Origin of the sequence: Kribbella italica (genome assembly GCF_014205135.1) — a bacterium.
Lineage (GTDB): Bacteria > Actinomycetota > Actinomycetes > Propionibacteriales > Kribbellaceae > Kribbella > Kribbella italica.
Genome location: NZ_JACHMY010000001.1, coordinates 5,350,684 through 5,372,040, shown reverse-complemented (window position 1 = coordinate 5,372,040; position 21,357 = coordinate 5,350,684). Strand labels below are relative to the sequence as shown.

23 protein-coding genes and 1 pseudogene are annotated in these 21,357 nt (G+C 69.9%); 15 read left to right on the top strand and 9 right to left on the bottom strand.

The window, feature by feature from the left end; genetic code table 11:
• Positions 1-60: 60 nt before the first annotated feature.
• The 6 genes and pseudogenes from HDA39_RS44140 to HDA39_RS25030 form a co-directional block, all read left to right on the top strand.
• Positions 61-276, top strand: a pseudogene (locus HDA39_RS44140) (4Fe-4S binding protein); the annotation flags it as partial.
• A gap of 149 nt (positions 277-425) precedes the next feature.
• Positions 426-926, top strand: a complete 501-nt coding sequence (locus HDA39_RS25050) for an NADH-quinone oxidoreductase subunit J (RefSeq protein ID WP_184798991.1) — start codon at positions 426-428, stop codon at positions 924-926.
• Positions 926-1,243, top strand: coding sequence for an NADH-quinone oxidoreductase subunit NuoK (gene nuoK / locus HDA39_RS25045; RefSeq protein ID WP_184798989.1), 318 nt, complete (start codon positions 926-928; stop codon positions 1,241-1,243). Before HDA39_RS25050 ends, nuoK begins: the two co-directional genes overlap by 1 nt.
• Positions 1,240-3,003: a proton-conducting transporter transmembrane domain-containing protein gene (locus tag HDA39_RS25040; RefSeq protein WP_184798987.1), complete on the top strand. Its 1,764-nt coding sequence runs from the start codon at positions 1,240-1,242 to the stop codon at positions 3,001-3,003. Before nuoK ends, HDA39_RS25040 begins: the two co-directional genes overlap by 4 nt.
• Positions 3,000-4,511, top strand: coding sequence for an NADH-quinone oxidoreductase subunit M (locus HDA39_RS25035; RefSeq protein ID WP_184798985.1), 1,512 nt, complete (start codon positions 3,000-3,002; stop codon positions 4,509-4,511). Before HDA39_RS25040 ends, HDA39_RS25035 begins: the two co-directional genes overlap by 4 nt.
• The gene (locus HDA39_RS25030) at positions 4,508-5,959 is read left to right on the top strand and encodes an NADH-quinone oxidoreductase subunit N (RefSeq protein WP_184798983.1); all 1,452 of its coding nucleotides are present in this window, start codon (positions 4,508-4,510) and stop codon (positions 5,957-5,959) included. The genes HDA39_RS25035 and HDA39_RS25030 overlap by 4 nt, the downstream gene beginning before the upstream one ends.
• Positions 5,960-6,009: 50 nt before the next feature.
• Here the strand turns inward: HDA39_RS25030 and HDA39_RS25025 are convergent, their stop codons facing one another.
• Positions 6,010-7,005, bottom strand: coding sequence for an aldo/keto reductase (locus tag HDA39_RS25025; RefSeq protein WP_184798981.1), 996 nt, complete (start codon positions 7,003-7,005; stop codon positions 6,010-6,012).
• A gap of 143 nt (positions 7,006-7,148) precedes the next feature.
• Here HDA39_RS25025 and HDA39_RS25020 point away from each other — a divergent pair, with 143 nt between their 5' ends.
• A complete protein-coding gene (locus tag HDA39_RS25020; protein ID WP_202893118.1) occupies positions 7,149-8,036 on the top strand; it encodes an AraC family transcriptional regulator N-terminal domain-containing protein in 888 nt (295 codons plus the stop codon).
• A gap of 29 nt (positions 8,037-8,065) precedes the next feature.
• On the opposite strand, the gene HDA39_RS25015 is transcribed toward HDA39_RS25020, so the two are convergent.
• Complete coding sequence (locus HDA39_RS25015; RefSeq protein WP_184798980.1) at positions 8,066-9,175, bottom strand: FAD-dependent oxidoreductase; 1,110 nt, start codon at positions 9,173-9,175, stop codon at positions 8,066-8,068.
• Between the two features lie 136 nt (positions 9,176-9,311).
• Here HDA39_RS25015 and HDA39_RS25010 point away from each other — a divergent pair, with 136 nt between their 5' ends.
• On the top strand, positions 9,312-9,998 hold the full coding sequence (locus tag HDA39_RS25010) for a TetR/AcrR family transcriptional regulator (RefSeq protein ID WP_184798978.1): 687 nt from the start codon (positions 9,312-9,314) through the stop codon (positions 9,996-9,998).
• Between the two features lie 311 nt (positions 9,999-10,309).
• Here the strand turns inward: HDA39_RS25010 and HDA39_RS25005 are convergent, their stop codons facing one another.
• Both HDA39_RS25005 and HDA39_RS25000 read right to left on the bottom strand, forming a co-directional pair.
• Positions 10,310-10,468: a hypothetical protein gene (locus tag HDA39_RS25005; protein WP_184798976.1), complete on the bottom strand. Its 159-nt coding sequence runs from the start codon at positions 10,466-10,468 to the stop codon at positions 10,310-10,312.
• A 10-nt stretch (positions 10,469-10,478) separates the two neighbouring features.
• A complete protein-coding gene (locus HDA39_RS25000) occupies positions 10,479-10,991 on the bottom strand; it encodes a helix-turn-helix domain-containing protein (protein WP_238356140.1) in 513 nt (170 codons plus the stop codon).
• Between the two features lie 69 nt (positions 10,992-11,060).
• Between HDA39_RS25000 and HDA39_RS24995 the strand changes: the two genes are divergently transcribed.
• The 3 genes from HDA39_RS24995 to HDA39_RS24985 are packed head-to-tail and all read left to right on the top strand — an operon-like array spanning position 11,061 to position 12,750.
• The gene (locus HDA39_RS24995) at positions 11,061-11,453 is read left to right on the top strand and encodes a hypothetical protein (RefSeq protein ID WP_184798972.1); all 393 of its coding nucleotides are present in this window, start codon (positions 11,061-11,063) and stop codon (positions 11,451-11,453) included.
• Positions 11,450-11,971, top strand: a complete 522-nt coding sequence (locus HDA39_RS24990; RefSeq protein ID WP_184798970.1) for a GNAT family N-acetyltransferase — start codon at positions 11,450-11,452, stop codon at positions 11,969-11,971. The genes HDA39_RS24995 and HDA39_RS24990 overlap by 4 nt, the downstream gene beginning before the upstream one ends.
• A complete protein-coding gene (locus HDA39_RS24985; protein WP_184798968.1) occupies positions 11,968-12,750 on the top strand; it encodes a nucleotidyltransferase domain-containing protein in 783 nt (260 codons plus the stop codon). The genes HDA39_RS24990 and HDA39_RS24985 overlap by 4 nt, the downstream gene beginning before the upstream one ends.
• On the opposite strand, the gene HDA39_RS24980 is transcribed toward HDA39_RS24985, so the two are convergent.
• Complete coding sequence (locus HDA39_RS24980; RefSeq protein WP_184798965.1) at positions 12,747-13,607, bottom strand: arylamine N-acetyltransferase family protein; 861 nt, start codon at positions 13,605-13,607, stop codon at positions 12,747-12,749. The two genes, HDA39_RS24985 and HDA39_RS24980, sit on opposite strands and share 4 nt — an antisense overlap.
• 346 nt (positions 13,608-13,953) lie before the next feature.
• On the opposite strand from HDA39_RS24980, the gene HDA39_RS24975 reads away from it, so the two are divergent.
• From HDA39_RS24975 to HDA39_RS24965, 3 genes are all read left to right on the top strand, one after another.
• Positions 13,954-14,973: a lactonase family protein gene (locus tag HDA39_RS24975; protein ID WP_184798963.1), complete on the top strand. Its 1,020-nt coding sequence runs from the start codon at positions 13,954-13,956 to the stop codon at positions 14,971-14,973.
• Positions 14,974-15,190: 217 nt separating this feature from the next.
• On the top strand, positions 15,191-16,288 hold the full coding sequence (locus tag HDA39_RS24970) for a glycoside hydrolase family 172 protein (RefSeq protein WP_337925881.1): 1,098 nt from the start codon (positions 15,191-15,193) through the stop codon (positions 16,286-16,288).
• 10 nt (positions 16,289-16,298) lie between these two features.
• Positions 16,299-17,531 carry a glycoside hydrolase family 32 protein gene (locus tag HDA39_RS24965; RefSeq protein ID WP_184798961.1) on the top strand — a complete coding sequence of 411 codons (1,233 nt, stop codon included), beginning with the start codon at positions 16,299-16,301 and terminating at the stop codon, positions 17,529-17,531.
• Here the strand turns inward: HDA39_RS24965 and HDA39_RS24960 are convergent.
• A complete protein-coding gene (locus tag HDA39_RS24960) occupies positions 17,521-17,823 on the bottom strand; it encodes a hypothetical protein (protein ID WP_184798959.1) in 303 nt (100 codons plus the stop codon). The two genes, HDA39_RS24965 and HDA39_RS24960, sit on opposite strands and share 11 nt — an antisense overlap.
• Positions 17,820-18,683 (bottom strand): phytanoyl-CoA dioxygenase family protein, encoded by an 864-nt coding sequence (locus HDA39_RS24955; protein ID WP_184798957.1) that lies wholly within the window; start codon positions 18,681-18,683, stop codon positions 17,820-17,822. The genes HDA39_RS24960 and HDA39_RS24955 overlap by 4 nt, the downstream gene beginning before the upstream one ends.
• Before the next feature lie 111 nt (positions 18,684-18,794).
• Between HDA39_RS24955 and HDA39_RS24950 the strand changes: the two genes are divergently transcribed.
• Positions 18,795-19,583, top strand: a complete 789-nt coding sequence (locus HDA39_RS24950; RefSeq protein ID WP_184798955.1) for an AraC family transcriptional regulator — start codon at positions 18,795-18,797, stop codon at positions 19,581-19,583.
• A 174-nt stretch (positions 19,584-19,757) separates the two neighbouring features.
• Here the strand turns inward: HDA39_RS24950 and HDA39_RS24945 are convergent, their stop codons facing one another.
• Both HDA39_RS24945 and HDA39_RS24940 read right to left on the bottom strand, forming a co-directional pair.
• A complete protein-coding gene (locus HDA39_RS24945) occupies positions 19,758-20,786 on the bottom strand; it encodes a phosphotransferase (RefSeq protein WP_184798953.1) in 1,029 nt (342 codons plus the stop codon).
• Between the two features lie 66 nt (positions 20,787-20,852).
• Positions 20,853-21,344: a YajQ family cyclic di-GMP-binding protein gene (locus tag HDA39_RS24940; protein ID WP_184798951.1), complete on the bottom strand. Its 492-nt coding sequence runs from the start codon at positions 21,342-21,344 to the stop codon at positions 20,853-20,855.
• Positions 21,345-21,357 lie beyond the last annotated feature (13 nt).

The following is a 21,357-nucleotide window of genomic DNA, read 5'->3' as shown; positions in this document are numbered from 1 at the left end:
GAGCAGTACCCCGACGTGCAGCCGGAGCTGCCGCCGCGCAGCCGGGGCGTGATCGCGCTGATGGAGGAGAACTGCACCTCCTGCATGCTCTGCGCGCGCGAGTGCCCGAGCTGGTGCATCTACATCGACTCGCACACCGAGACCGCGCCGTCGGTCGGTGAGCAGGCCCGCGAGCGCAGCCGGAACGTGCTGGACCGGTTCGCGATCGACTTCAGCCTCTGCATGTACTGCGGGATCTGCATCGAGGCCTGCCCGTTCGACGCGCTGTTCTGGTCGCCGGAGTTCGAGTACGCCGAGACCGAGCTGATCAACCTGACCCACGAGAAGGACAAGCTGCGGGACTGGATGTGGACCGTGCCCGCGCCGCAGCCGATCGACCCCGGGCCGAGCGTCGTCGAGCCGGTGATCGAGCCGGGGAGCGACGAGTGACCACAGCGCTGTTCTCCATCGCGGGGGCGGTGGCGCTGTTCGCGAGCATCATGGTCGTTACCTCGCGCCGGATCGTGCACGCCGCGCTCTGGCTCGTGGTCGCCCTCGGCGCCGTCGCCGGCTGCTTCGGCGCGCTGCACGCGGAGCTGGTCGCCCTGGTCCAGATCCTCGTGTACGTCGGCGCGATCGTCGTCCTGGTGCTCTTCGCGCTGATGCTGACCAAGGCCCCGACCAACCCGCTGCCCGCGCTGACCACGCACCGCAGTCCCTTCGCCGCGGTCGTCGCCGGCGTCCTGGCGGTGCTCCTCGGCGCCGGCGTAGTCGTTGCTTTTGGCAACGAGAAGGTCAAGCCGGTCCCCGACGGATCGGCCGAAGCGATCGGGAACGCCGTCTTCCGCACCTGGGTGCTGCCGTTCGAAGTCCTCTCCGTCCTCCTGCTGGCCGCGCTGATCGGCGCGATCGTGCTCTCGCAGCGCGCGGGCAAGAAGGAGGACTGATGCCACTCGTGCTCCCGCTGCTGCTGGCGGTCGTCCTGTTCTGCCTCGGCGTGTACGGCGTGCTCGCGCGCCGCAACGCGATCACCGTGCTGATGTCGTTCGAGCTGATGCTCAACGCGGTCAACCTCAACCTGGTCGCCTTCGACGCCTGGCGCCTCGACGGCCTGGCCACCGGGCAGACCCTGGCGATCTTCGTGATCACCATCGCCGCGGCCGAGATCGGACTCGGCCTGGCGATCGTGCTGCTGCTGTTCCGCGGCCACGGGCACGTCGACGCGGACGCGGCGCGCGACCTGCGCGAGGAGGTCGGGCCGTGATCGCGACCACCTGGCGCGTGCTCGGCGTCGGCTTCTCGCTGCTCGTGATCCTCAGCGCGATCCTGCTGTACGGCGCGGACCCGCAGGTCACCTCGTTCCCCGGCACCGGCGCCGGTTCGGCGTACTGGACCTTCGATCTCCGCACCGACGACCTGACCGTGCTGCTGCTGGCCGTCGTGGGCGTGGTCTCGACCTGCGTCCAGGTCTACTCGATCAGCTACCTGCACGACCGCGTCGCGTCGTACACGGCGCTGGTCACGCTCTTCACCGCCGCGATGGTCACCGTGGTGATCTCCGACAGCCTGTTCCTGCTGCTGATCGGCTGGGAGGTGATGGGCGCCTGCTCGTACCTGCTGATCAGCCACTACTGGGAGCGTCGCGACGCCCGCGCCGGCGCGATGAAGGCGTTCCTGGTCACCCGGCTGGGCGATGTCGGCTTCCTGTTCGGCATCTTCGTGCTCGGCCTGGGCGCCGGCACCTTCCGGATCTCCGAGCTCAGCGGCAGCTCCATCTCCCCGACGGCGCTGACGGTTGGGACCGTGCTGCTGCTGGTCGGCGTGGTCGGCAAGTCCGCGCAGGTTCCGCTGCAGACCTGGCTCCCGGACGCGATGCCCGGTCCGAGCCCGGTCAGCGCGCTGATCCACGCGGCGACGATGGTCGCCGCCGGTGTCTTCCTGATCGCCCGCCTGTACGACGTGTTCGTCGCAGCGGAGACGACGCTCAAGATCCTGGCCGTGGTCGCCTGCGTGACGATGCTGTTCGCGGCGCTCTGCGCGGTGGCCGCGGTCGAGGTAAAGCGCGTCCTGGCCTGGTCGACGGTCAGCCAGCTCGCGATCATGTTCGCCGCGCTCTCGCTCGGTACGGCGGACGGCCGGCACGCGGCGCTCTTCCACCTGGTCACGCACGCCGCGTTCAAGGGGCTGCTGTTCCTCTGCGCCGGCGTGCTGCTGCACCAGGTCGGCAGCGCGGCGTTCGTCGTACTCCGGCGGTACACGCGGCGCGGCGTGCTGCGCAAGGCGATGCCGGTGACCTTCGTGACGATGACGATCGGGCTCGCGGCGCTGGCCGGCGTACCGGGGTTTGCCGGGTTCTTCTCGAAGGACTCGGTGGTCGAGGCCGCCTGGCACCACGCGCGCGACGGGTCGACGATCGGCTGGGTCGTGCTCGTGTCGGTCTGCCTGACCGCCGCGATGACGGCCTTCTACTGCGTGCGGTTGTGGCTGTGGGTCTTCTTCCGGACGCCCGCGCTGGCCGGTGCGCTCGGCGCGTTCGAGGACGACGACGCGATGGCCGACGTGGAGGATCCCGACACCTCGAAGCTGCGGGACGGGTCGTGGTTGATGCTCGGACCGTTGGTGCTGCTGGCGGTCGGCGCGATCGCGCTCGGGTACGCCGACGGCGTGCACGTGAGCTGGCCGGTGGCCGGACTGACGACCGCGCTGGCGGTCATCGGCGCGCTTCCGGCGTACTCGCTGTGGCAGCGCGGAGCCGATCCGCGGCCGGTGGTGCTGGAGCAGGAGTTCGGCGTCGACGCGGCGTACGGGAAGGCTGTGGTCGTGCCGGTGCGGTGGTTCGCGAAGCTCGCGGTACTGGGTGACCGGGACGTGGTCGGTGGGTACGTGCGCGGGATCGGGCGGGCGGGGACGCTCGCGTCGCAGGGGCTCCGGATGCTGCAGACGGGGAACGTGCAGACCTACCTGACGCTCGCGGTCGGCGGCGTGATCGCGCTGGCGATCCTGGCGGGGGTGATCGGCGCGTGAACGGCGTACTGCTGAGCATCCTGGCGCTTCCGGTGCTCGCGGCTCTGGCGTTGTGGTCGTTGCCGTCCTCAACCGCTGACCGCATCGCGGCGCTGTACGGCTCGGTGATCTCGGGCCTGGTGCTGATCGGCTCGGTCGTCCTGTGGATCAACTACTTGCAGTCGCCACGTCCACCTCAAGTAGTCGGCCAGTTGCGGCCCTTTGCCGAGACCGACCTCACCTGGATCCCCGCACTCGACGTCCGCTTCCACCTCGCGGTCGACAGCATCTCGCTGCCGTTGATCATGCTCACCGCGCTCCTGGTCTTCCTCTGCTGTCTCTACTCCCTCCGCATCACCCCACGCATCGGCCGCACCCGCTCCCTGATCGCGCTGCTGCTGGTGATCGAGACCGGCGTGATCGGCACCTTCGCGGCCGCCGACCTGATCCTGTTCTTCCTGTTCTTCGAGGTCGTCCTGATCCCGATGTGGCTCATCATCGATATCTGGGGCGACCACCACGACCCGGCCGGACGCCGCCGCGCCGCGACCACGTTCGTGCTGATGACGGTGCTCGGCTCGGCCGTCATGCTGGTCGGCTTCCTGCTGCTCTACCGCAACTCCGGCACCTTCGACCTCGAGCTGCTCGGCCAGTTCCCGGTCACCGGCGCGCACGGTACGGCGCTGGCCGCGGCGATCCTGATCGCGCTCGGCCTGGCCGTGAAGATGCCGCTCTGGCCGCTGCACATCTGGCTCCCGGACGCGCACGCGAAGGCACCGACGGTCGGCTCGGTCCTGCTGGCCGGCGTACTGCTGAAGCTCGGCAGCTACGGCCTGGTCCGGATCCTGCTGCCCGTCCTGCCCGACGCGACCGCGACCATCGCGCCGTACCTGGCCGGCTTCTCCACGATGGCGATCGTCGCCGGCTCGCTGGCCTGCCTGGCGCAGACCGACGTGAAGCGGCTGATCGCGTACTCGTCGGTCGGCCACATGGGCTTCATCGGGCTCGGCATCGCGACGATGTCGCCCGAGGGCGTCGCCGGCGCCCTGTTCGCGAACATCGCGCACGGCGTGATCACCGGCCTGCTGTTCTTCCTGGCCGGTGCGATCAAGGACCGGCACGACACCAGCGACCTGCGCACGATCGGCCGGGCGCTGTACGCGCGGCTGCCGCGGATCAGCGCGCTGCTGACGTTCGCGTGCCTGGCCTCGCTCGGGCTGCCCGGGCTGGCCGGGTTCTGGGGCGAGATGCTCGCGCTGATGGGTGCGTTCCGACCGGCTGACGGGCTGCCGCGGACGACGTACCTGGTGATGATGGTGATCGCCGGACTCGGGACCGTGCTGACCGCGGCGTACTTCCTGCGCCTGATCCGCAACCTCTGCCAAGGCGATCCGGCCGAGCACCCGGCGACCGCGTTCGCCGTCGACCTGAGCCGGATCGAGCTCGTCACCTGGGCGCCGCTGGTCGTGCTGACCGTCGTGCTCGGGTTCTGTCCCTGGCTGCTGCTCGATCACTGGACGTTCCTATGACGATGACCTGGACCGACTGGCAGGCGGTCATCGTCCCGCTGGTCCTCGCGCTCGGCGCCGTCGCCGTCCTGATGATCGACAGCTTCTGGGGTGCCGGCTCCTCGCGGTGGCGGCATCTGAGCGTTTCGCTGGTGAGCAGCGGGGTGATCCTGTTCGGGCTGGGGTTCGTGCTCACCCAGCAGAACGAGTTCCGCCCCGGCTTCTGCCGTACGGCGGTCGAAGGCCCGGCCGAGTGCAGCCTGGTCTTCGAGCCGCTGACCGCCGGGCTCTGGGCGGTGTTGTTGCTCGGTGGGCTTGGGGTCGTCTGGCTTTCGGCGTACCAGCTGCTTGATCGCGACATCCCGGTGGGGGAGTACCACTTCCTCCTGCTCAGCGCGCTGGTCGGCGCGACCGTGCTCGCCGGTGCGCGCGACCTCGCGACGATGGTGATCGCGCTCGAGGTCGTCTCGCTGCCCAGCTTCGCGATGGTCGCACTGCGGCGGGACCGCCGTGGTTCCGAGGGCGCGCTGAAGGCCTTCTTCGTCTCGGTCCTGTCGACCGCGGTGATGCTGTTCGGCATCTCGTACCTGTACGGCGTGACCGGGACCCTCTATCTGCAGACGCTCGCCGCTCGCGTTCCTGGGCTCGACTCGTCGTTGCGCCGGGTTGCCTTCGTCGCGGTCCTGTTCATCGTGGTCGGGTTCGCCTTCAAGATCGCGGCCGTCCCGTTCCACGGCTGGCTGCCCGACACGTACGCCGGTGCGCCCGTCGAGGTCGCCGCCTTCCTCGCCGTCGTCTCCAAGTCGGCCGGCGTCGCCGGCCTCCTGGTGCTGGTCATCTACGGCATCGCCCCCAGCGGCGTCGACCTCCGGCTGACCCTGGCGATCCTCGCCGCCGTCACGATGACCGTCGGCAACGTCGCCGCCCTCCGCCAGCGCTTCGCGGTCCGCCTGCTCGCCTGGTCGTCGATCGGCCAGGTCGGCTTCCTGCTAGCTCCCCTCGCCGTCGGTGACGCGCAGGCGGTCGTCGCCTACCTGGCGGCGTACGTGGTCGTCACTCTTGGCGCGTTCGGTGCGGTCGCCGTAGTCCAGCGTCACCGCCCCGGCGGCCTGCTCACCGACTACCAAGGCATGCTCCGCTCCGAACCAGGCCTGGCCGCCGCCCTCGTCTTCTTCCTGGTCGTCCTCGCCGGCCTTCCCCCAGGCCTGGCCGGCCTCTTCACCAAGCTCGCGGCCTTCCAGTCCGTCATCGACTCCAACTTCCTCTGGCTGGCCATCGTCATGGCCGTCAACGTGATGATCGGCCTGGCCGTCTACCTCCGCTGGATCGCCGAACTCTTCCGGACCCCGGACGACCCCCCGTTCTCGGTCAACATCGAGAACACAGCAGTCACCGTCATCACCGCCTGCACCGCGGTCGCCGTCGTCTTCTCGATCCTCCCGGCCACGTTGTTCGCGCTGCTCAGCTGACCTCGAACGACTCTCGCCTGCGCCGGATCCAGCGCAGGCCGTGCAGGTCCCTACCCCTCCGTGGTCTCGAGAAAGCTCTTCGGCATCCGGTCGCCGATCAGTTGCAGCTTCGAGGCCGCGCCGGCGATGTCGTCGAGTTCAGCGGCGGAGAACTCGATGTCGGCTCCGCCGAGGTTCTCCTCGAGCCGGTGCAGTTTCGTCGTCCCCGGGATCGGTACGATCCAGGGCTTCTGCGCCAGCAGCCACCCCAGCGCGATCTGAGCCGGCGTTGCGCCCTTGCGCGACGCCACGCCGCGGACGAGTTCGACGAGGGCCAGATTGGCGGCCCGGTACTCGGTGGCGAAGCGAGGGACGCTGCTCCGGAAGTCGGTCGCGTCCAGTTCCGTGGTCAGATCGATCTTGCCGGTGAGGAAGCCCGCGCCGAGCGGTGAGAAGGGCACGAATCCGATGCCGAGCTCCTCCAGGGTGGGGACGATGTCGGTTTCCGGCCCGCGATACCACAGCGAGTACTCGCTCTGCAGTGCGGTGACGGGCTGGATCGTGTGAGCGCGCCGGATGGTTTGCACCCCTGCTTCCGACAGACCGAAATGCCTGACCTTGCCCTCGGCGATCAGCTCCTTGACGGTTCCCGCGACCTCCTCGATCGGCACCTCAGGATCAACGCGGTGCTGGTACAGCAGGTCGATGTGGTCCGTCCGCAGTCGTCGCAGGCTGCCGTCGGTGGCCGCGCGGATGTGCTCGGGGCGGCTGTTCAGAGCACCGAGTCGCTCGCCGGACGCCGGGTCGAGTTCGAACCCGAACTTCGTGGCGATCACGACGTCGTCGCGGATGCTCTCGAAGGCCTCGCCGAGCAGCTTCTCGTTCTCCAGCGGGCCGTAGCTCTCGGCGGTGTCGAAGAAGGTGACGCCGCGCTCGACCGCCGACCGCAGGAGGGCGATCATCTCCCGCGGGTCCTGCGGCGGCCCGTACGGACCGGTCATGTTCATGGTGCCGAGCCCGAGTCCGGAGACCTCGAGACCACTGGTGCCCAGAAAGCGCTTCTGCATTGCTGTGTCCATTTCGTCGGCGGTGGTTCTGGGTTCCACAGAACCACCGCCCACGACCGAACCGTTAGCAAGATCCTGCCCGAGGCTTGCCTGATCCTGTCAACCTCGCGGTGATCGCATGCTCGCGTGCTTGACTGGAAACCGTGGACCGGCTCCTCGACATCAAGCACGCCATCACCCGGCACGCGCGCGACGGCCTCACCGCCACTGCGCTACCGGGCGTCTCGGTCGTGCGCACGACACGAACCACCCAGCCGATCGGTCACGTCCTGGAACCCGCCTTGACCTTGGTGGCCGGCGGTGTCAAGCACACCACCTTGAACAGCGAGGTCTACCGGTACGGCGCCGGCGACTACCTCGTCACCTCCGTCGACCTGCCCGTCGTGGGTAGCATCGTCGCCGCCGACGAGAACGAGCCGTTCCTGGCCGTCGCCATCATGCTGAACCCGGACCGCATCGCGTCGCTGCTGCTCGACACCGGCGGTGCGGGTGGCGCCTCCGCCGCGCTCTCGCCGTCGGCCTTCGGCGTCGGTCACGCGCCACTGTCGCTGCTGGACGCGATCGCGCGGTTGCTCGCACTGCTTGACCATCCCGCCGACGTGGCCGCACTCGGCGCCGGCCTCGAACGCGAGATCCTCTGGCGCCTGCTGACCGGCCCGCAAGGGGCAACCATCCGTCAGATCGGCATCGCCGACAGCCGGCTCGTCCACCTCACCCGCGCGATCCGCTGGATCCGGGACCATTATCACCAGCCACTGCGCGTCGCCGACCTCGCCGCAACGGCTGCGATGAGCCCGTCCTCCTTCCACCGGCACTTCCTCACCCTCACCTCGATGACCCCGCTGGAGTACCAGAAGCAGCTACGCCTCAACGAAGCCCGCATGCGGCTCCTCACCGGCGACCACGAAGTCGCCGCGGTCGGGTTCTCGGTCGGCTACACAAGCCCCTCACAGTTCAGCCGGGAGTACCGCCGCATGTTCGGCACCGCCCCCAGCCAGACCGTCCTCAGTGCAGTGCCGGCTGAGCTCTGACAGCTCTGGCCGTACTCCGTCCATGCTCGCTACCGGAGGCCAGGGCGCTCAGAAGCCGTGGCGTCGCGGAACTCGGGAGCGGTCCGCGAGGCTCGCTGCAAGGTGGTCGCAGTAGCGACTCGCTCCTGGTGGTAGGCGTCGACGGCGTGCTCCAAGCGGTCGAGCCCGAACTCTCCGAGCGCGGTGGCCAGAGCGCCGGCGTCCTGGATCGCCTGGTTGGCGCCCTGTCCCTGACGGGGCGCCATCGGGTGGGCCGCGTCACCGACCAGGACGACGCGTCCTCGGGCCCACTGCGTGATCGGCTCGCGGTCGTACACGGGGTTGGCCCGCACCGAGGGTGATCCGGACGCGATCAGGTGACGTAGGCCGGGGTCGAAGTCGCTGAATCGCATCAGCAGGTCCGCGCGGGACACCTCGGCGTGCCAGAGGTCCTCGGGGGGCAGGTCCTGGCTGACGATCGTGTCCAGCGCGATCTCGGTTCCACCGCGCAGGGGCAGCCCCAGAATCATCTGGGCGCCGTCCGACCAGACGGTGATGCGGTCGGCTCCGGCGCCGTCGGGAAGCGCGGAAGCGGGCGCCGTACCGCGTAAAGCGATGATCCCGTCGAAGACCGGGGCGTCGTCGACGACGACCCTGCGCGCCACCGATCGGATCCCGTCGGCTCCGACGACCAGTCGGGCGGTGACCCGGGAACCGTCGGAGAACGTGATGGTGGCGTGCTCGCCGTCGGGCTCGTTCGCCACCGACTCCGCGGCGGCGCCGAGGTGGATCCGGTCAGAGCCGACGGCGCCGGCGAGGAGGTCGTGAACATCGTGCCGGTGCGTGGAGTACGCCTGGCCGTCGCCGGCCAAGTCGGCCGGTGACGTCCGGACCACCTGGCCGGTGACGTCCCGCATCTCCAGGACGTCGACCGGTACTGCTTCGTCGTGAAAGGCCTGCAGCCCCCACTCCTCGAGCAGCCGCACGCTCGGGTCGCGGATGACGACCGCCCCACCGACCTCGCTGAGGACGGGAGTCCGTTCGAAGACGTGGGGGTCGAGGCCGGCGTGACGCAGGGCGACAGCAGTCGCCAGCCCGCCGATCCCGGCTCCGATGACGGCGAGGTCGACGCTCGTGGTGGACGGCTGGGGCTCGGACATGGTGCTTCCTTTCACAGGCGGAGGGAGGGCTTGTTCCCGGCGTACCTTCTGCAGGGCATCGAAACGGAAAGAACATTCCGCTTAGAGTGACGCTAACACAAGTGGAGAATGGTTTCCGTTTGATAGGCTGCGCAGCATGCCGCCGCGGTCGACCAAGCAGTCCGTCGTCGAGGTCGACCAGTCAGAGCCTGAGCTGGACCTCGGTGACTCGCGCCCGCTCCGAGCCGACGCGGAACGCAACCGCCGGCTGATCGTCGAGGCCGCCGAGACGGTCTTCGCCGAGCGGGGGCTGATGGCCGGCTTCGACGAGGTCGCACGGGCCGCCGGCGTGGGAGTCGGGACGGTGTACCGCCGCTTCCCTCAGCGCGACGACCTGATCGACGCCTTGTTCGCGGACCGGGTCCAGGCGATGGTCGCGCTGGCCGAGAGCGCCGCGGCGATCGAGGAGCCGTGGCAGGCCCTGGGGTGGTTCCTGGAGCAGTCGGTCGCCGAGCAGGCAGGCGATCGCGGGTTGGCGGAGGTGCTCGGTGACGGGATGCGAGGCAGTCGGAGGCTGGCCCAGGCCCGCGAGCGCATGCTGCCGGCCGTCGGTGACCTCCTGGCCCGGGCTCGGAGAGCTGGGGTCGTGCGCCCTGACGTCGAGATCCTCGATCTGGCCGTGATCGGTAGCATGCTCGCGCGGCTGTCGACGGACGCCGATCCCGAACTCTGGCGACGCTACCTCCCGATCGCACTCGACGGGCTACGCCAGCGGCCGGACTCGGCCCCCCTCGTCGGCGGGGCGGCCCGTGAAGCCGACCTCACCCAGCTCGCTCGGCGCTAGTCAGCTTAACCAGTGCCACATCGGACGCTAGGTCAGAAAAGGACCTGTGGCCACGGCGTGCTCACTCGCTCAGGTGGGGTGCGTTCGGGTGGTAATGGCGTTGGCGTTCGACCGGGGCGTCGTCGAAGTCGCCGGACCCGTTGACGACTTCACCCACGCCGACCTGCACCCCCCGCGCTCTCCCGAAGCCCTTGAGCCTCACATCGTTGCCGATGGCAAGAGAGAGCCGCCGGGGCCGACGGAGAGGAAGGTGCCGGGTAGCAGCGTGTTCCGGTTGCCCAGGACGCACTTGCCGTCCTCCGCGCACTCGATCACGACCCCGGGGTACAGGACGTTTCCTTGCCCAGGGCAACTCCGGTACCGAGCAGCACCGAGTACGGGTCGAGTACGACGGTCCCGCTCTCGGCCAGTTCGAGGATCTCGGCGACCGTCCGGAGGCCGCGGTCGCGGCGTTGCTGGTCAGTGATCACCCCCGAGACCTTAGTCCGGGACGATGAGGGTGGAGAGCATCCGGCGGGTGCGGTCCGCGGTGTCCGGCTTGTCGGCGTAGCGGGCCAGGAGTTCGCCGTACGCGGTGATGAACTCGGTGAACTCCTCGTCCGACAGGTTGAGCGCGGTCTGGCGGAAGCTGATGCCGTCGGCGAGTGGGTCGATGGTGGCGCGGGTGAGGTACTGGTCGAGGTGGCCGCCGATGCCCGCGACGAAGACGGTGAACATCGTGCGGAGCTTGTCGTGGTCGACCTCGGCGTTGTCCGCGTCGCCGGCCTGGGCGTTCAGCGTGTAGGTCCGCTCGACCGCGCCGCGGACCTGGTGCTCGTCGGAGACCATCAGTACGCCGGCCTTCACCAGGACGCCGACCTGCCGGTACAGCGTCGTCGTCGCCACGTCGGGCAGCAGCTCGGCCAGTTCGCGGGTGGTCAGCGAGCGGCCGATCAGCAGCTGCGTGATCCGCCAGCGCAGGGGGTGGTGCAGCAGGTCGACGAGAGAGGTCATCTGGCGTTTCGATTCCAATCTTGGTAATATTCCCAGTAATGGAAATAGTCTAGGAGTGGAGGACCTGACATGGCGACAGTACGTGCGAACGACACGACGGTGACGGTAGGCCTGAGCTGGTGGGAGCGGTTCTTCGCCGCCGGCCGCCCCCGCCTGGCAATCCCGGTCGAGGTGATCGCGACGGTCGGCGTCGTCGAGCACCCGACGCGCTGGACCGCGACCCCCGGCGGCCGCTCCGGCATCGTCGTCACCGGCGTCCTCAAAGTCGGCCGCTGGGGCCTCGGCACCGGCGTACGCCATTTCGTCAGCGTCCGCCGCAACCGCCCGGCCCTGCGCCTGACGCTCACTCCGGAAGGCGCCGACCTCACCGGGTACGACGTCGTCCTGGTCAGCACCCCCGCCGCAGAAGCCCTGGCGCGGGACCTGGTCCCTTCGAGGCCTGCGTCTAACCTCGTGAAGTGACCGAAACCCTGGACCCGGCCGCCGCCCTCGCGGCGGCCGGCGAGCTGCGACGGGTCTACCTCTCGGCCTTCGGCGCCCCCGGCTACGACGAACCGCCGGAGCGCGCCGACCAGTTCGTCGAGGAACAGCTCCCGACCCACGCGGGGCGTCCGGGATTCAAGCTCGTCCTCACCCGCGAGGATGGCGCGGTCACCGGTTTCGCCTACGGCTACACGGGCGAGCGCGGGCAGTGGTGGTCCGACCGAATCGCGGAGGCCGCGCCGGACCTCGCCGGCGAGTGGGTCGGCGGCCACTTCGAGTTCGTCGAGCTGGCCGTCGCCGCTGAGGTCCAAGGCCGCGGCGTCGGCGCCACCCTGCACGACGCACTGCTGACCGGCCTTCCACACCCGAAGGCCCTGCTCAGCACGTACGCCGACGACCGCCCGGCCCCGAGGCTCTACCGCCGCAAAGGCTGGCAGGTCCTGCTCCCGAACCTCACCGCCGACTCAGCGCTGTACGGCAAGATCCTGAGCCGATGAATCGCACCGAGCTCCTCACCTGGGCGACGGACCACCTGCGCACCGATTCGCGAGTCCGCGGCGTGTGGATCACCGGCAGCACGGCCCGGGGTACCGATGACGAGTTCAGCGACCTGGACCTGCTGGCCGTCGTCCCCGATCCCGCCGGCGCTGTCGTTGAGGACTGGCTCGTCGCCGTCCGGCGGGCGATGCCGCTGGTCTACCACCAGGTCCTCGACTTCGGCCCGACCGTCGTCGTGAACCACATCGTCGGCGACGACTGGCTTCGCTTCGATCTGCTCATCGGTCCGCCGGACGTTCTGCGCGGCCTCTCACGGCGTACGGCGAAGGTCGTGTTCGACCACGACCAGATTGACCTGCCGGAGGAGGGCCCGGTCGCCCGCCCGTCGGCCGACGTGGTCGCGAAGGTGGTGCCCGAGTTCCTGCGGGTCGCCGCGTTGCTGCCGGTCGCGCTGGGGCGGGAGGACTACGTCGTCGCCGCGTCGGGGTCCACGCTGCTGCGGACCATGTTGATCCAGCTGATGGTCGAGTCGGTCGAGGTGGAAGACCGCGGCGGCGCCCTGCACCTGTCGACGCTTCTCGCCCCGCAGCACTACCGCACGCTCGAGGCCCTGCCCGCGATCGTCGCGACGCGCGAGTCCGCGATCGACTTCCAGCGGTCCTGCCTCGACGCTTTTCTCCCGTTGGCGCTGGATCTCTGCCGGCGTACGGGAGTCACCTGGCCGGACGAGTTCGCGACCGCCGTACGACGACGCCTGGCGGCGGTCTTCGCGCCCTAGTCGCCGGCTGCGGCAAGGCGGGCCTGGTACGACTCGTACTGCTCGACGACCCGTCGCCAGAGCTGGTCTCGGTCGGCGCGGTCCAGGTGGTGGAGAGGCAGCTGGAAGACATCGGCCAGCAGCTCGTAGTACTCGCCCGGTGTCTCCATGAGTGTGGTGTCGATCCGGTCGGCCGAGGTCTCGACGAGCTCGGTGGACCGGAGGGCGAGCACGCTCTCCGGGCGGCGCAGGAACGCCGACGCCACGCGGACGAACGGCGAGGTGGGCGACGTCGACAGGTGCGCGTGCTGCTCGGCGAAGTCCCCGATGACGGCGGGCGCGGCCTCGAAGTCCATCCCGGCGATCACATTGCGCGCGTCGTGCTCGAGCCGCCAGCCGTCGATGATCGCCGAGGGGCCGAGGCCGAAGGTGTACGGCGTCTGCCGGCTCGTGCCGACCTCCAGCGGTACCGGCTCCAGGAACCCGTCACCGAGCCCGGCATCAGCCAGCCAGACGCGCTCCGGATCCTCGGGAAGCCCGGTGACGGTCAGCACGAGATGCGTACCGTCGACCCGCGGTTCCGGCATCGTCCGCGGCTGGACACCCCCGCGATGCATGGTGACCTGGTACCCGAGCCCTTCGAGCAACCAGGCGAACGCGCCGTTCATCTGAAAGCAGTAGCCGCCCGCCTCCCGCGCGATCATCCGCTCGACCACCGCCCGCTGATCCAGCGGCCCGCCCCGCCCGAGCTGGTACTGGATCGACTCGTACGGCACCGACAGCGCGAACGCCCGCTGCAACGCGAACAACCCCTCGACGCTCGGCCCCGCCGGAGCCACCGCCAACCCGATCCGCCGCAGGAACCCCGAGGTCGTCATGCGACGAGCGTACGACCGCCCGAGGCCCACCCGCCGGGCGCTCGCGCCGCCCCGGCTGAGCTGGCGCTGCTTGGCCGTCCACCAGTCGCGGGTGCGCTGCACCGAGAGGGTCGGGCATCAGCGCCAGCGGGAACCTGGCGGGTGCTCAAGCCGCCCTGGCCCGCCCGCCGGGCGCTCGCGCTGCCCCGGCTCCCGAACGGCGCGCTGGGAGCACGTTCCACAGCACCCTGTTCGCAGCGTGGGATGTGCTCGCTGGGTGCGCCCGACCGGCTCCCTCTCGGCCCGCGAGGCGTTGCATGCTGGGACGGCGGATGCCACCAAGTCGTTGACCTGGCAGGGTAGGGGCATGACTTCGGAGCGGATCTATGTGGGCAGCTACACCAGCCAGGACGGTGGCGGGACCGGGATCGGGGTCGGGACCGCCGAGGAGCTGGTGCTCGCGGTCGAGACGGTGGACCCGTCGTTCCTGACCCGGTCGGCCGACGGCCGGTTCCTCTACGCGACCAACGAGCTGGAAGCCGGCCGCGTCAGCGCGTTCGCGATCGGCGACGACGGTTCGCTGGAGTTCCTGAACGACCAGCCGACCGAGGGCGCGCACCCCTGCCACCTCGTGATCGACCCCTCCGGCAACTACCTGCTGAGCGCGAACTACACCTCCGGCAATGTCGCGATCCACCCGATCGCCGCCGACGGATCGCTCGGTACGGCGACGCAGATCCTGCAGCGCGAAGGCACCGGCCCGAACGCCGAGCGCCAGGAAGGCCCGCACGCCCACCAGGTCGCGTTCGACCCGGCCGGCACGTACGCGACCGACGTCGACCTCGGCTCGGACACCGTCTACGTCTCCACCCTGACCCCGGATGGCCGGCTCGAAGAGGTCAGTCGGCTGCAGGTCCACCCGGGTGCGGGACCGCGGCACCTCGTGTTCCACCCGGCCGGCGGTGCGGCGTACGTGATCAACGAGCTCGACTCCACGCTCACCGTCGCCAGCTACGCCGACGGCAAGCTCGCCGTCACGCAGACGGTGTCGACCCGGCCGGACGGCGCCGCGGGCGAGAACTACCCGGCCGAGCTGCTGATCACGCCGGACGGCCGCTACCTGTACGGCTCGAACCGTGGCGACAACACGATCGCCGTCTTCGCGACCGACGCCGACGGCCTCGGCGTCGAGCTGATCCAGACCATCGGCTCCGGCGGCGACTGGCCCCGGCACCTTGCCTTCAGCAACGACCTCACCCGCCTGTACGCCGGGAACGAGCGCTCCGACGCCCTCGCGGTGTTCGAGATCGACCAGTCCAGCGGCGCCCTCACCGCAACGGGGACGCCGCTGTCCTGGCCGAAACCGGTCTGCGTCCTGCCGGTCTGACCGTACGCCGGACCGCCGCCACCCCGGCGGCCCGCCGCTAGCCCGCTCGCTCGCCTGCCCCAGCCCCGCTCACCCGCTCGCCGCCCGCTCACCCGCTCGCCGCCCGCTCACCCGCTCGCCGCCCGCTCACCCGCTCGCCGCCCGCTCACCCGCTCGCCGCCCGCCCACCCGCTCGCCGCCCGCTCGCCCGCCCGTCAGCTTCCGCAAGGAGGTCGCCGTGACCGACTGGACAGCCCTGACCCGAGCCCCCGGCACCAGCCGGAGTCGTTCGATCAACGCCGAGAACCCGACCGGCGCTCCCGGCCGGGCGGCGATGACGGCGTCCGCGCTCGGCCCGTCCCGCAAGGGCCGGCCGGCGATCTCGCTGGAGCCGGGCGGGACCGCGACCCTGGCCGACGTCGACGGCCCGGGCACGATCCGCCACCTCTGGATGACCGTCCCGGACAAGACCTCGGCCGGCCCCTGGGTCCTCCGCGACCTCGTCCTCCGCATCTTCTGGGACGACGCCACCACACCGTCGGTCGAAGTCCCCCTCGGCGACTTCTTCTGCAACGGCTTCGGCCAGCGCGCCCTGATCACCTCGGCACCGATCGTCGTCGCCCCGACCGGCGGCATGAACTGCTACTTCCCGATGCCGTTCCAGCGGCACGCCCGGATCGAGCTCACCAACGAGCACCCCGGCAAGGTCGACGGCATCTACTACCAACTCGACTACACCGTCGACGACGATCTCCCCGCGGACACCGCCCAGTTCCACGCCCAGTGGCGCCGCAGCAACGCCTCCACCGCGCCCGCCGAGGACCACGTCATCCTCGACGGCGTCACCGGCAGCGGCCACTACGTCGGCACCTACATCGGCCTCACCGCTCTCGAGCGCTACTGGTGGGGAGAGGGCGAGGTGAAGTTCTACCTCGACGACGACACCGACTACCCGTCCCAGTGCAGCACCGGGCTCGAGGACTACGCCGGCGGAGCGTGGGCCTTCCAGGACGCGCTCCGCGTCGACCCGCCGCCGAAACCGCTCACCTTCAGTGCGCCGTACTGCGGCTATCCGTTCTACTCGGACCAGGACACCACCAAGGCCTCGCCGTTCCTGACCAGCACCCTGCAGTCGCACGGCATGTACCGCTGGCACCTGCCCGATCCGGTGATCTTCCGCGACCGGCTGAAGGTCACCCTGCAGCAGATCGGCGCCTGGGACCACGGCCACTTCGAGCGCTGCGACGACATCTCCACCGTCGCCTACTGGTACCAGGCGACCGGCGAGAACGCCCTGGATCCGCTGCTGTCCCGAGAACACCGCCGTCCCCGCTGAGGAGCCCTCCATGCCGTACGACGAACCGAACCGCGGTCAGGTCCACTTCAGCCCCCGAGCCGGCTGGATGAACGATCCGAACGGCCTGCTGTACTACCGCGGCACGTACCACTTCTACTTCCAGCACGCCCCGGACAGCCTGGTCTGGGACACCATGCACTGGGGCCACGCGACCAGCCCCGACCTCGTGCACTGGACCCAGCAGCCGAACGCCCTCGACCCGGCGATCCACCCCGGCGACCTGTGGTCCGGTGGGGGAGTGGTTGACCTGGGCAACACCTCGGGCCTGAAGGACGGCGACGACGACCCGATCGTGGTCTTCTCCGGGACCCAGGGCGTGCGGATGTTCTACAGCCTCGACGGCGGTTCCACCTTCACGCCGTACGACGAAGGCCGCATCGTCGCGCAACCGAGCGGGCACGAGAGCCGCGACCCGAAGGTGGTCTGGCACGCGCCGACGTCGCGCTGGGCGATGGTCGTCTGGTCCGATGCCGAGGGCAACGGTGTGGACGTGTTCGTCTCCCCGAACCTTCGCGACTGGGAGCGGACCAGCCGGTACGCCGCCGACTGGTTCTTCGAGTGCCCCGACTTCACCCCGATGGACCTGGACGGCGAGACCGTCTGGGTCCTCCGCGACGCCCGCGGCTCGTACGTCGTCGGCGACTTCGACGGCCGGACCTTCAGCACGACCTGGACCGAGCCGCAGACGATCACCCGCAACCCGGGCCCCGCGGCGGGCGACTACTACGCGGCGCAGTCCTTCGAGAACGCGGACCGGACCATCACGATGGCCTGGCAGGGCCGCAACAAGGGCTCGGTCTGGACCGGCAACGCGAGTTTCCCGGTCGAGCAGGAACTGGTGCCCACGCCCGACGGCCCCCGGATCCTCAGCCGCCCGGTCGACGAGATCCGCACCCTCCGCGGCGACGCCCAAACGTGGCCGGAGGCAACCTTCGAGTCCGGCCGGCACGTCCTCGGTGCAGGCCGCACGTTCGAGCTGGAGATCGCCGGCGCCTCGCGACCGTGCACACTGCGCCTGCGCGGCTACTACGACGTACCGGTCGCCGCCGGCGAAACCCTGCGGCTCCTCGTCGACCGGGGTCAGCTCGCGAGCTTCTCCGGCCTCGCCTACACCTGCCTGAACGTCGACTTCGACAGCGAGGCCGCCGGCGACGAGATCACCCTCGCCACCGACGGCCCGTTGCGGATCAGCTCGTTGAGCCTGTACCAGCTCAGACCGTGACCAGCTTCTCGAAGAAGAACTCGTGCTTGAGGAACGACACGTCGTACTCGTGACCGTGCTGCGGCGGCAGCAGCTGCGCGGCCTGGAACAGCCGCCAGCCGTCCTTCAGTGCCTCCAGCCCGTTCGCGTACGGCGGGACGTCGCTGTCGCCGGTCGTCGGCGAGGTCGCGCCGGTGCCGTCGTACGTCGACCAGCCGACCGTGCGCGCGTCGAGCGCGGACGAGGCCAGGTAGAGCACCAGGACCTGCTGGCGGACCGTGGTCTGGGTCGGGTCAGGGGCGGTCGTGGTCATGCGGTCACCTTCTTGGCGGCGTGCGGGTTGAGGCTGCGCTGGGAGATCACGCGCTGCGGGCGGTTCGAGACCCGGGTGACCCAGTAGTCGGGGTCGAAGGTGTCGTCACCGGTCAGCGCCTGCCAGAGCTTGACCCGGTTGTAGATCTCCAGCCGGCCGGTTGCGTTCTCGTACCAGGGGAACGTCTGCTTGAGCTCGGCGGCGACCTGCTCGTCGTACAGGTCCTCGAGGTCCCACAGCCGGACCTGGCGCACGGTCGGGTTGAAGCGGATCTTGAACATGTAGCGGTCGATCGCGCTGTCGTTCTTGCGGCCGCCGTGCCAGATGCCGTGGTGCAGGAAGACGACGGTGCCGGCCGGGCAGGTCAGCCGGGTCTGGCCGGCCAGGTTCTGGTAGCGGCCGGTGTCGGACTCGTTGGTCCGGCGCAGGTGGCTGCCGGGCACGCTGAGGGTGCCGCCCATCTCGAGCGTCACCTCCTGCGGGTAGTACATCAGCTGCACGTCGAAGGCGTCCTCGCGGACGTCGATGATCGCGTCACCGTGCAGGTTCTGCGCCTCGCCCTCGTTGGCCTTGCGGATGTGCACCGCGTGGTGGTCGACGGTCGGCTCCGGGCCGACCAGGCTGTGGATCGCGCCGGCGATCTCGGGCAGCTGCACCAGCCGCTGCACGAACTCGCTGTCCGCGAACGCCTCCGACAGCGGCGTGCCGTAGGGGACGCCGGGGATGCCGGCCTGGAGCACGTCGAGGGCCTGCTGGTTCATCTCGTCCGGTACGACGGCGTCCATCCGGAACGCGCCGGTGGCGACGAAATGAGCCATCTGGACCGACGTAAGCAGGTTCTTGCGATGGGGGTGGGGCATGTCTCTCCCTCTCGGGGCGACTGGTCCGTGGTGGTTCCTACTCGTCCAGGTTAGGTTTCGGGAACCTTGTTTCGCGTCGGTCCGATTCACCACTGGTGGTAATTTCTCACCATGCTTCAGTTGACCTTGGCCCAGCCGCCGGAGGCCGTCAACGTCGGCGCGGGCGTGCACGGCGTCCACCGGCGCCGCGACGTGTTCCGGCTGCCCGATCTGTGGCAGTTGCATCTCTACAGCTACTCGGCCGACCTGACCCTGGACGGTACGACGTACGCGGTCGCGCCCGGTTTCGTCAGCCTGACGCCGGCCGGGGCGCAGGTGCAGTTCGACTACCGGGGGCGCTCCGAGCACCTGTACGTGCACTTCCGCCCCCGGCCCGGCGGCGAGCCGTCGTACGTGCCGGAAGTCCAGGACGCCGGAGCGGCCGCGCCGGTGCTCGCCGATCTGCTGCGCTCCGCGCTCGAGGCGTCCCCGAGCGGTTCCCCGCGCGTGGTCGCGGAGGTGTGGACCGCGCTCTGGCGCATCGCGCATCTCTCGGCCGGCGCCGATCCCGGGACCCGCGACACCCACCCGGCCGTCGCCACCGCGATCGCCTTCATCGAGGCCAACCTGGCTCGGCCGCTGACCGTCCCCGAGCTCGCTCGCGCGGCCGGGGTCTCGCACAACCACCTGACCCGGCTCTTCCACGCGGAGACCGGTACGACGGTGATCGCCTACCTCCGGCGCCGCCGGCTGACCCGCGCCCGGCACCTCCTGGTCGCCTCGACCCTGTCGATCCCCGCGGTCGCCGCCTCGGTCGGCATCCCCGACCTCCAGGCCTTCAACAAGGCCTGCCACCGCGAACTCGGCGGCTCACCACGCGCCGTCCGAAACGCAGTGGTCGCCGGCGGCAGCCCGACCTAGCCTCGGCTGCATGCTGATCCCGGCCGCCGACGCGCCGCCGCCGTCCGCGCCGACCGGCAAGGCCGAGGCACCGCCGCCGCGCTCGTCACCGCGGTCCGCGACCGAGCCGTCGCCCACGGGCTGACCGGGTGATCGCGCCCCTCCGCCCTACCCTCCCCTGGCACCTACACACGATCACCGCCGGACTTCTCCACCCTCACGATCGCCGACGGAATCGGCACCTACACCGAGCCCAACATCTGGGTCCGTCACGCGTAGCAGCAGCCCGTCCGGGCCCAGTACGCCGCGGAGAATCTGCAGTGACTCCTCGCGGTCCGGCCCGTTGATGACCTGTTCGGCCCAGAGGGCGACGTCCTCTTGGGCCCTGGCATGGCGGTAGTAGTGGAGGTTGACGGGGTCTGGCTCGACCTCGCCGTAGCCGGTGAAGAAGGCGTCGAGCTGCTGCGTCGTGGTCGGGCCGAGAGTGCCCATGCCGCCGAGGACGAACATCAGGTCCTGCTCGCGCGGAGCCAGTACGGCGTCGTCCCAGTCGATCAGGTGGACACCGTCCGCGCCGAGGATCACGTTGCCGAGGTGTGGATCCGCATGGCAGATGACCGCGGGGCCGTGCGGCCCGTCGACCGGCTCCAGCAGTCCAAGGATCGGCGTCCGGTGCTGCCTCCAGAGCACGCCCAGCTCGGCCTCGACCTCGTCCGCCGGCGACTGCTGGGTCAGCTGAGCATCCAGCTCCCGCAGCAACCCCGGCATCCGGGCGTTCACCGGATTCACCCGCGGCAACGCCTGCCGCAGCTCGTCCGACGGCTCGGTTGCGTGCACCCGAGCCAGCAGTACGCCGTACGCCGTCCAATCCGCGTCAGTGAGCCCGCTCTCGGATGCCTGCCGCCCGTCGACCCAGGGCATCACCGTCAGCCGGCGCCCGTCCCGCTCACTCCACAGCCCACCCGCCCGAGTCCGCACCGGCCCGGCGACCCCAGGAACTCCCGCCGCCGCCAGCTCCGCGCTCACCAACGGCCCGGCATCGGTCCCACCACCGGACCACTTAACGGCGTACGAGCGGACGCCTTGGCGACTCTCCGGATCGGCGCTCGCCTTCACCTTCCACACCTCGGCGGCGAGGTCCGCGCCGCCCTGTACGCGCGTGAGTTCGACCACATCGAGCCCGTGGTCGTCGTGCAGCCAGTCCTGCAGCGCCGGTGTGTTCACGGCGTTCAGGATGCCCGGCCAAGGGCGGATCGGCGAGCGAATTGGCCGGGCGTCTCCCGCGAGCGGTCAGCGGTAGTTGACGAACTGCACCGCGAAGTCGAGGTCCTGGCCCTTGATCAGCGACTGGACCGTCTGCAGGTCGTCGCGGCTCTTGCTGGAGACCCGCAGCTCGTCGCCCTGGATCTGCGCCTTGACGCCCTTCGGGCCCTCGTCGCGGATCAGCTTGGACAGCTTCTTCGCGTTCTCCTGGGTGATCCCCGCGCTGATCGTGGCGTTGATCTTGTAGATCTTGCCGGACAGCTTCGGGTCCTCGGCCTCCAGGCCCTTGAGCGAGATCTGCCGCTTGACCAGCTTGTCCTTGAGCACGTCCAGAACGGCGTTGCAGCGCTCCTCGGTGTTGGCCTGCAGGTCGATCGCCTCGCCGGACAACTTGATCCCCGCGTCGACGTTCTTGAAGTCGAACCGCTGGCTGATCTCCTTCGCCGCCTGGTTCACGGCGTTGTCCACCTCCTGCTGGTCGACCTTGTTCACGATGTCGAAGGAGGACTCCGAAGCCATGGGCACTTCCCTT

Coding starts and splice junctions, on each gene's coding strand:
- HDA39_RS24955 (WP_184798957.1), bottom strand. CDS start 18,683: ATGCCCCACCCCCATCGCAAGAACCTGCTTACGTCGGTCCAGATGGCT.
- HDA39_RS25000 (WP_238356140.1), bottom strand. CDS start 10,991: ATGACCTCTCTCGTCGACCTGCTGCACCACCCCCTGCGCTGGCGGATC.
- nuoK (WP_184798989.1), top strand. CDS start 926: ATGCCACTCGTGCTCCCGCTGCTGCTGGCGGTCGTCCTGTTCTGCCTC.
- HDA39_RS25015 (WP_184798980.1), bottom strand. CDS start 9,175: ATGTCCGAGCCCCAGCCGTCCACCACGAGCGTCGACCTCGCCGTCATC.
- HDA39_RS24980 (WP_184798965.1), bottom strand. CDS start 13,607: ATGACGACCTCGGGGTTCCTGCGGCGGATCGGGTTGGCGGTGGCTCCG.
- HDA39_RS24995 (WP_184798972.1), top strand. CDS start 11,061: ATGGCGACAGTACGTGCGAACGACACGACGGTGACGGTAGGCCTGAGC.
- HDA39_RS24985 (WP_184798968.1), top strand. CDS start 11,968: ATGAATCGCACCGAGCTCCTCACCTGGGCGACGGACCACCTGCGCACC.
- HDA39_RS25025 (WP_184798981.1), bottom strand. CDS start 7,005: ATGCAGAAGCGCTTTCTGGGCACCAGTGGTCTCGAGGTCTCCGGACTC.
- HDA39_RS25030 (WP_184798983.1), top strand. CDS start 4,508: ATGACGATGACCTGGACCGACTGGCAGGCGGTCATCGTCCCGCTGGTC.
- HDA39_RS24975 (WP_184798963.1), top strand. CDS start 13,954: ATGACTTCGGAGCGGATCTATGTGGGCAGCTACACCAGCCAGGACGGT.
- HDA39_RS24940 (WP_184798951.1), bottom strand. CDS start 21,344: ATGGCTTCGGAGTCCTCCTTCGACATCGTGAACAAGGTCGACCAGCAG.
- HDA39_RS24950 (WP_184798955.1), top strand. CDS start 18,795: ATGCTTCAGTTGACCTTGGCCCAGCCGCCGGAGGCCGTCAACGTCGGC.
- HDA39_RS25010 (WP_184798978.1), top strand. CDS start 9,312: ATGCCGCCGCGGTCGACCAAGCAGTCCGTCGTCGAGGTCGACCAGTCA.
- HDA39_RS24965 (WP_184798961.1), top strand. CDS start 16,299: ATGCCGTACGACGAACCGAACCGCGGTCAGGTCCACTTCAGCCCCCGA.
- HDA39_RS24960 (WP_184798959.1), bottom strand. CDS start 17,823: ATGACCACGACCGCCCCTGACCCGACCCAGACCACGGTCCGCCAGCAG.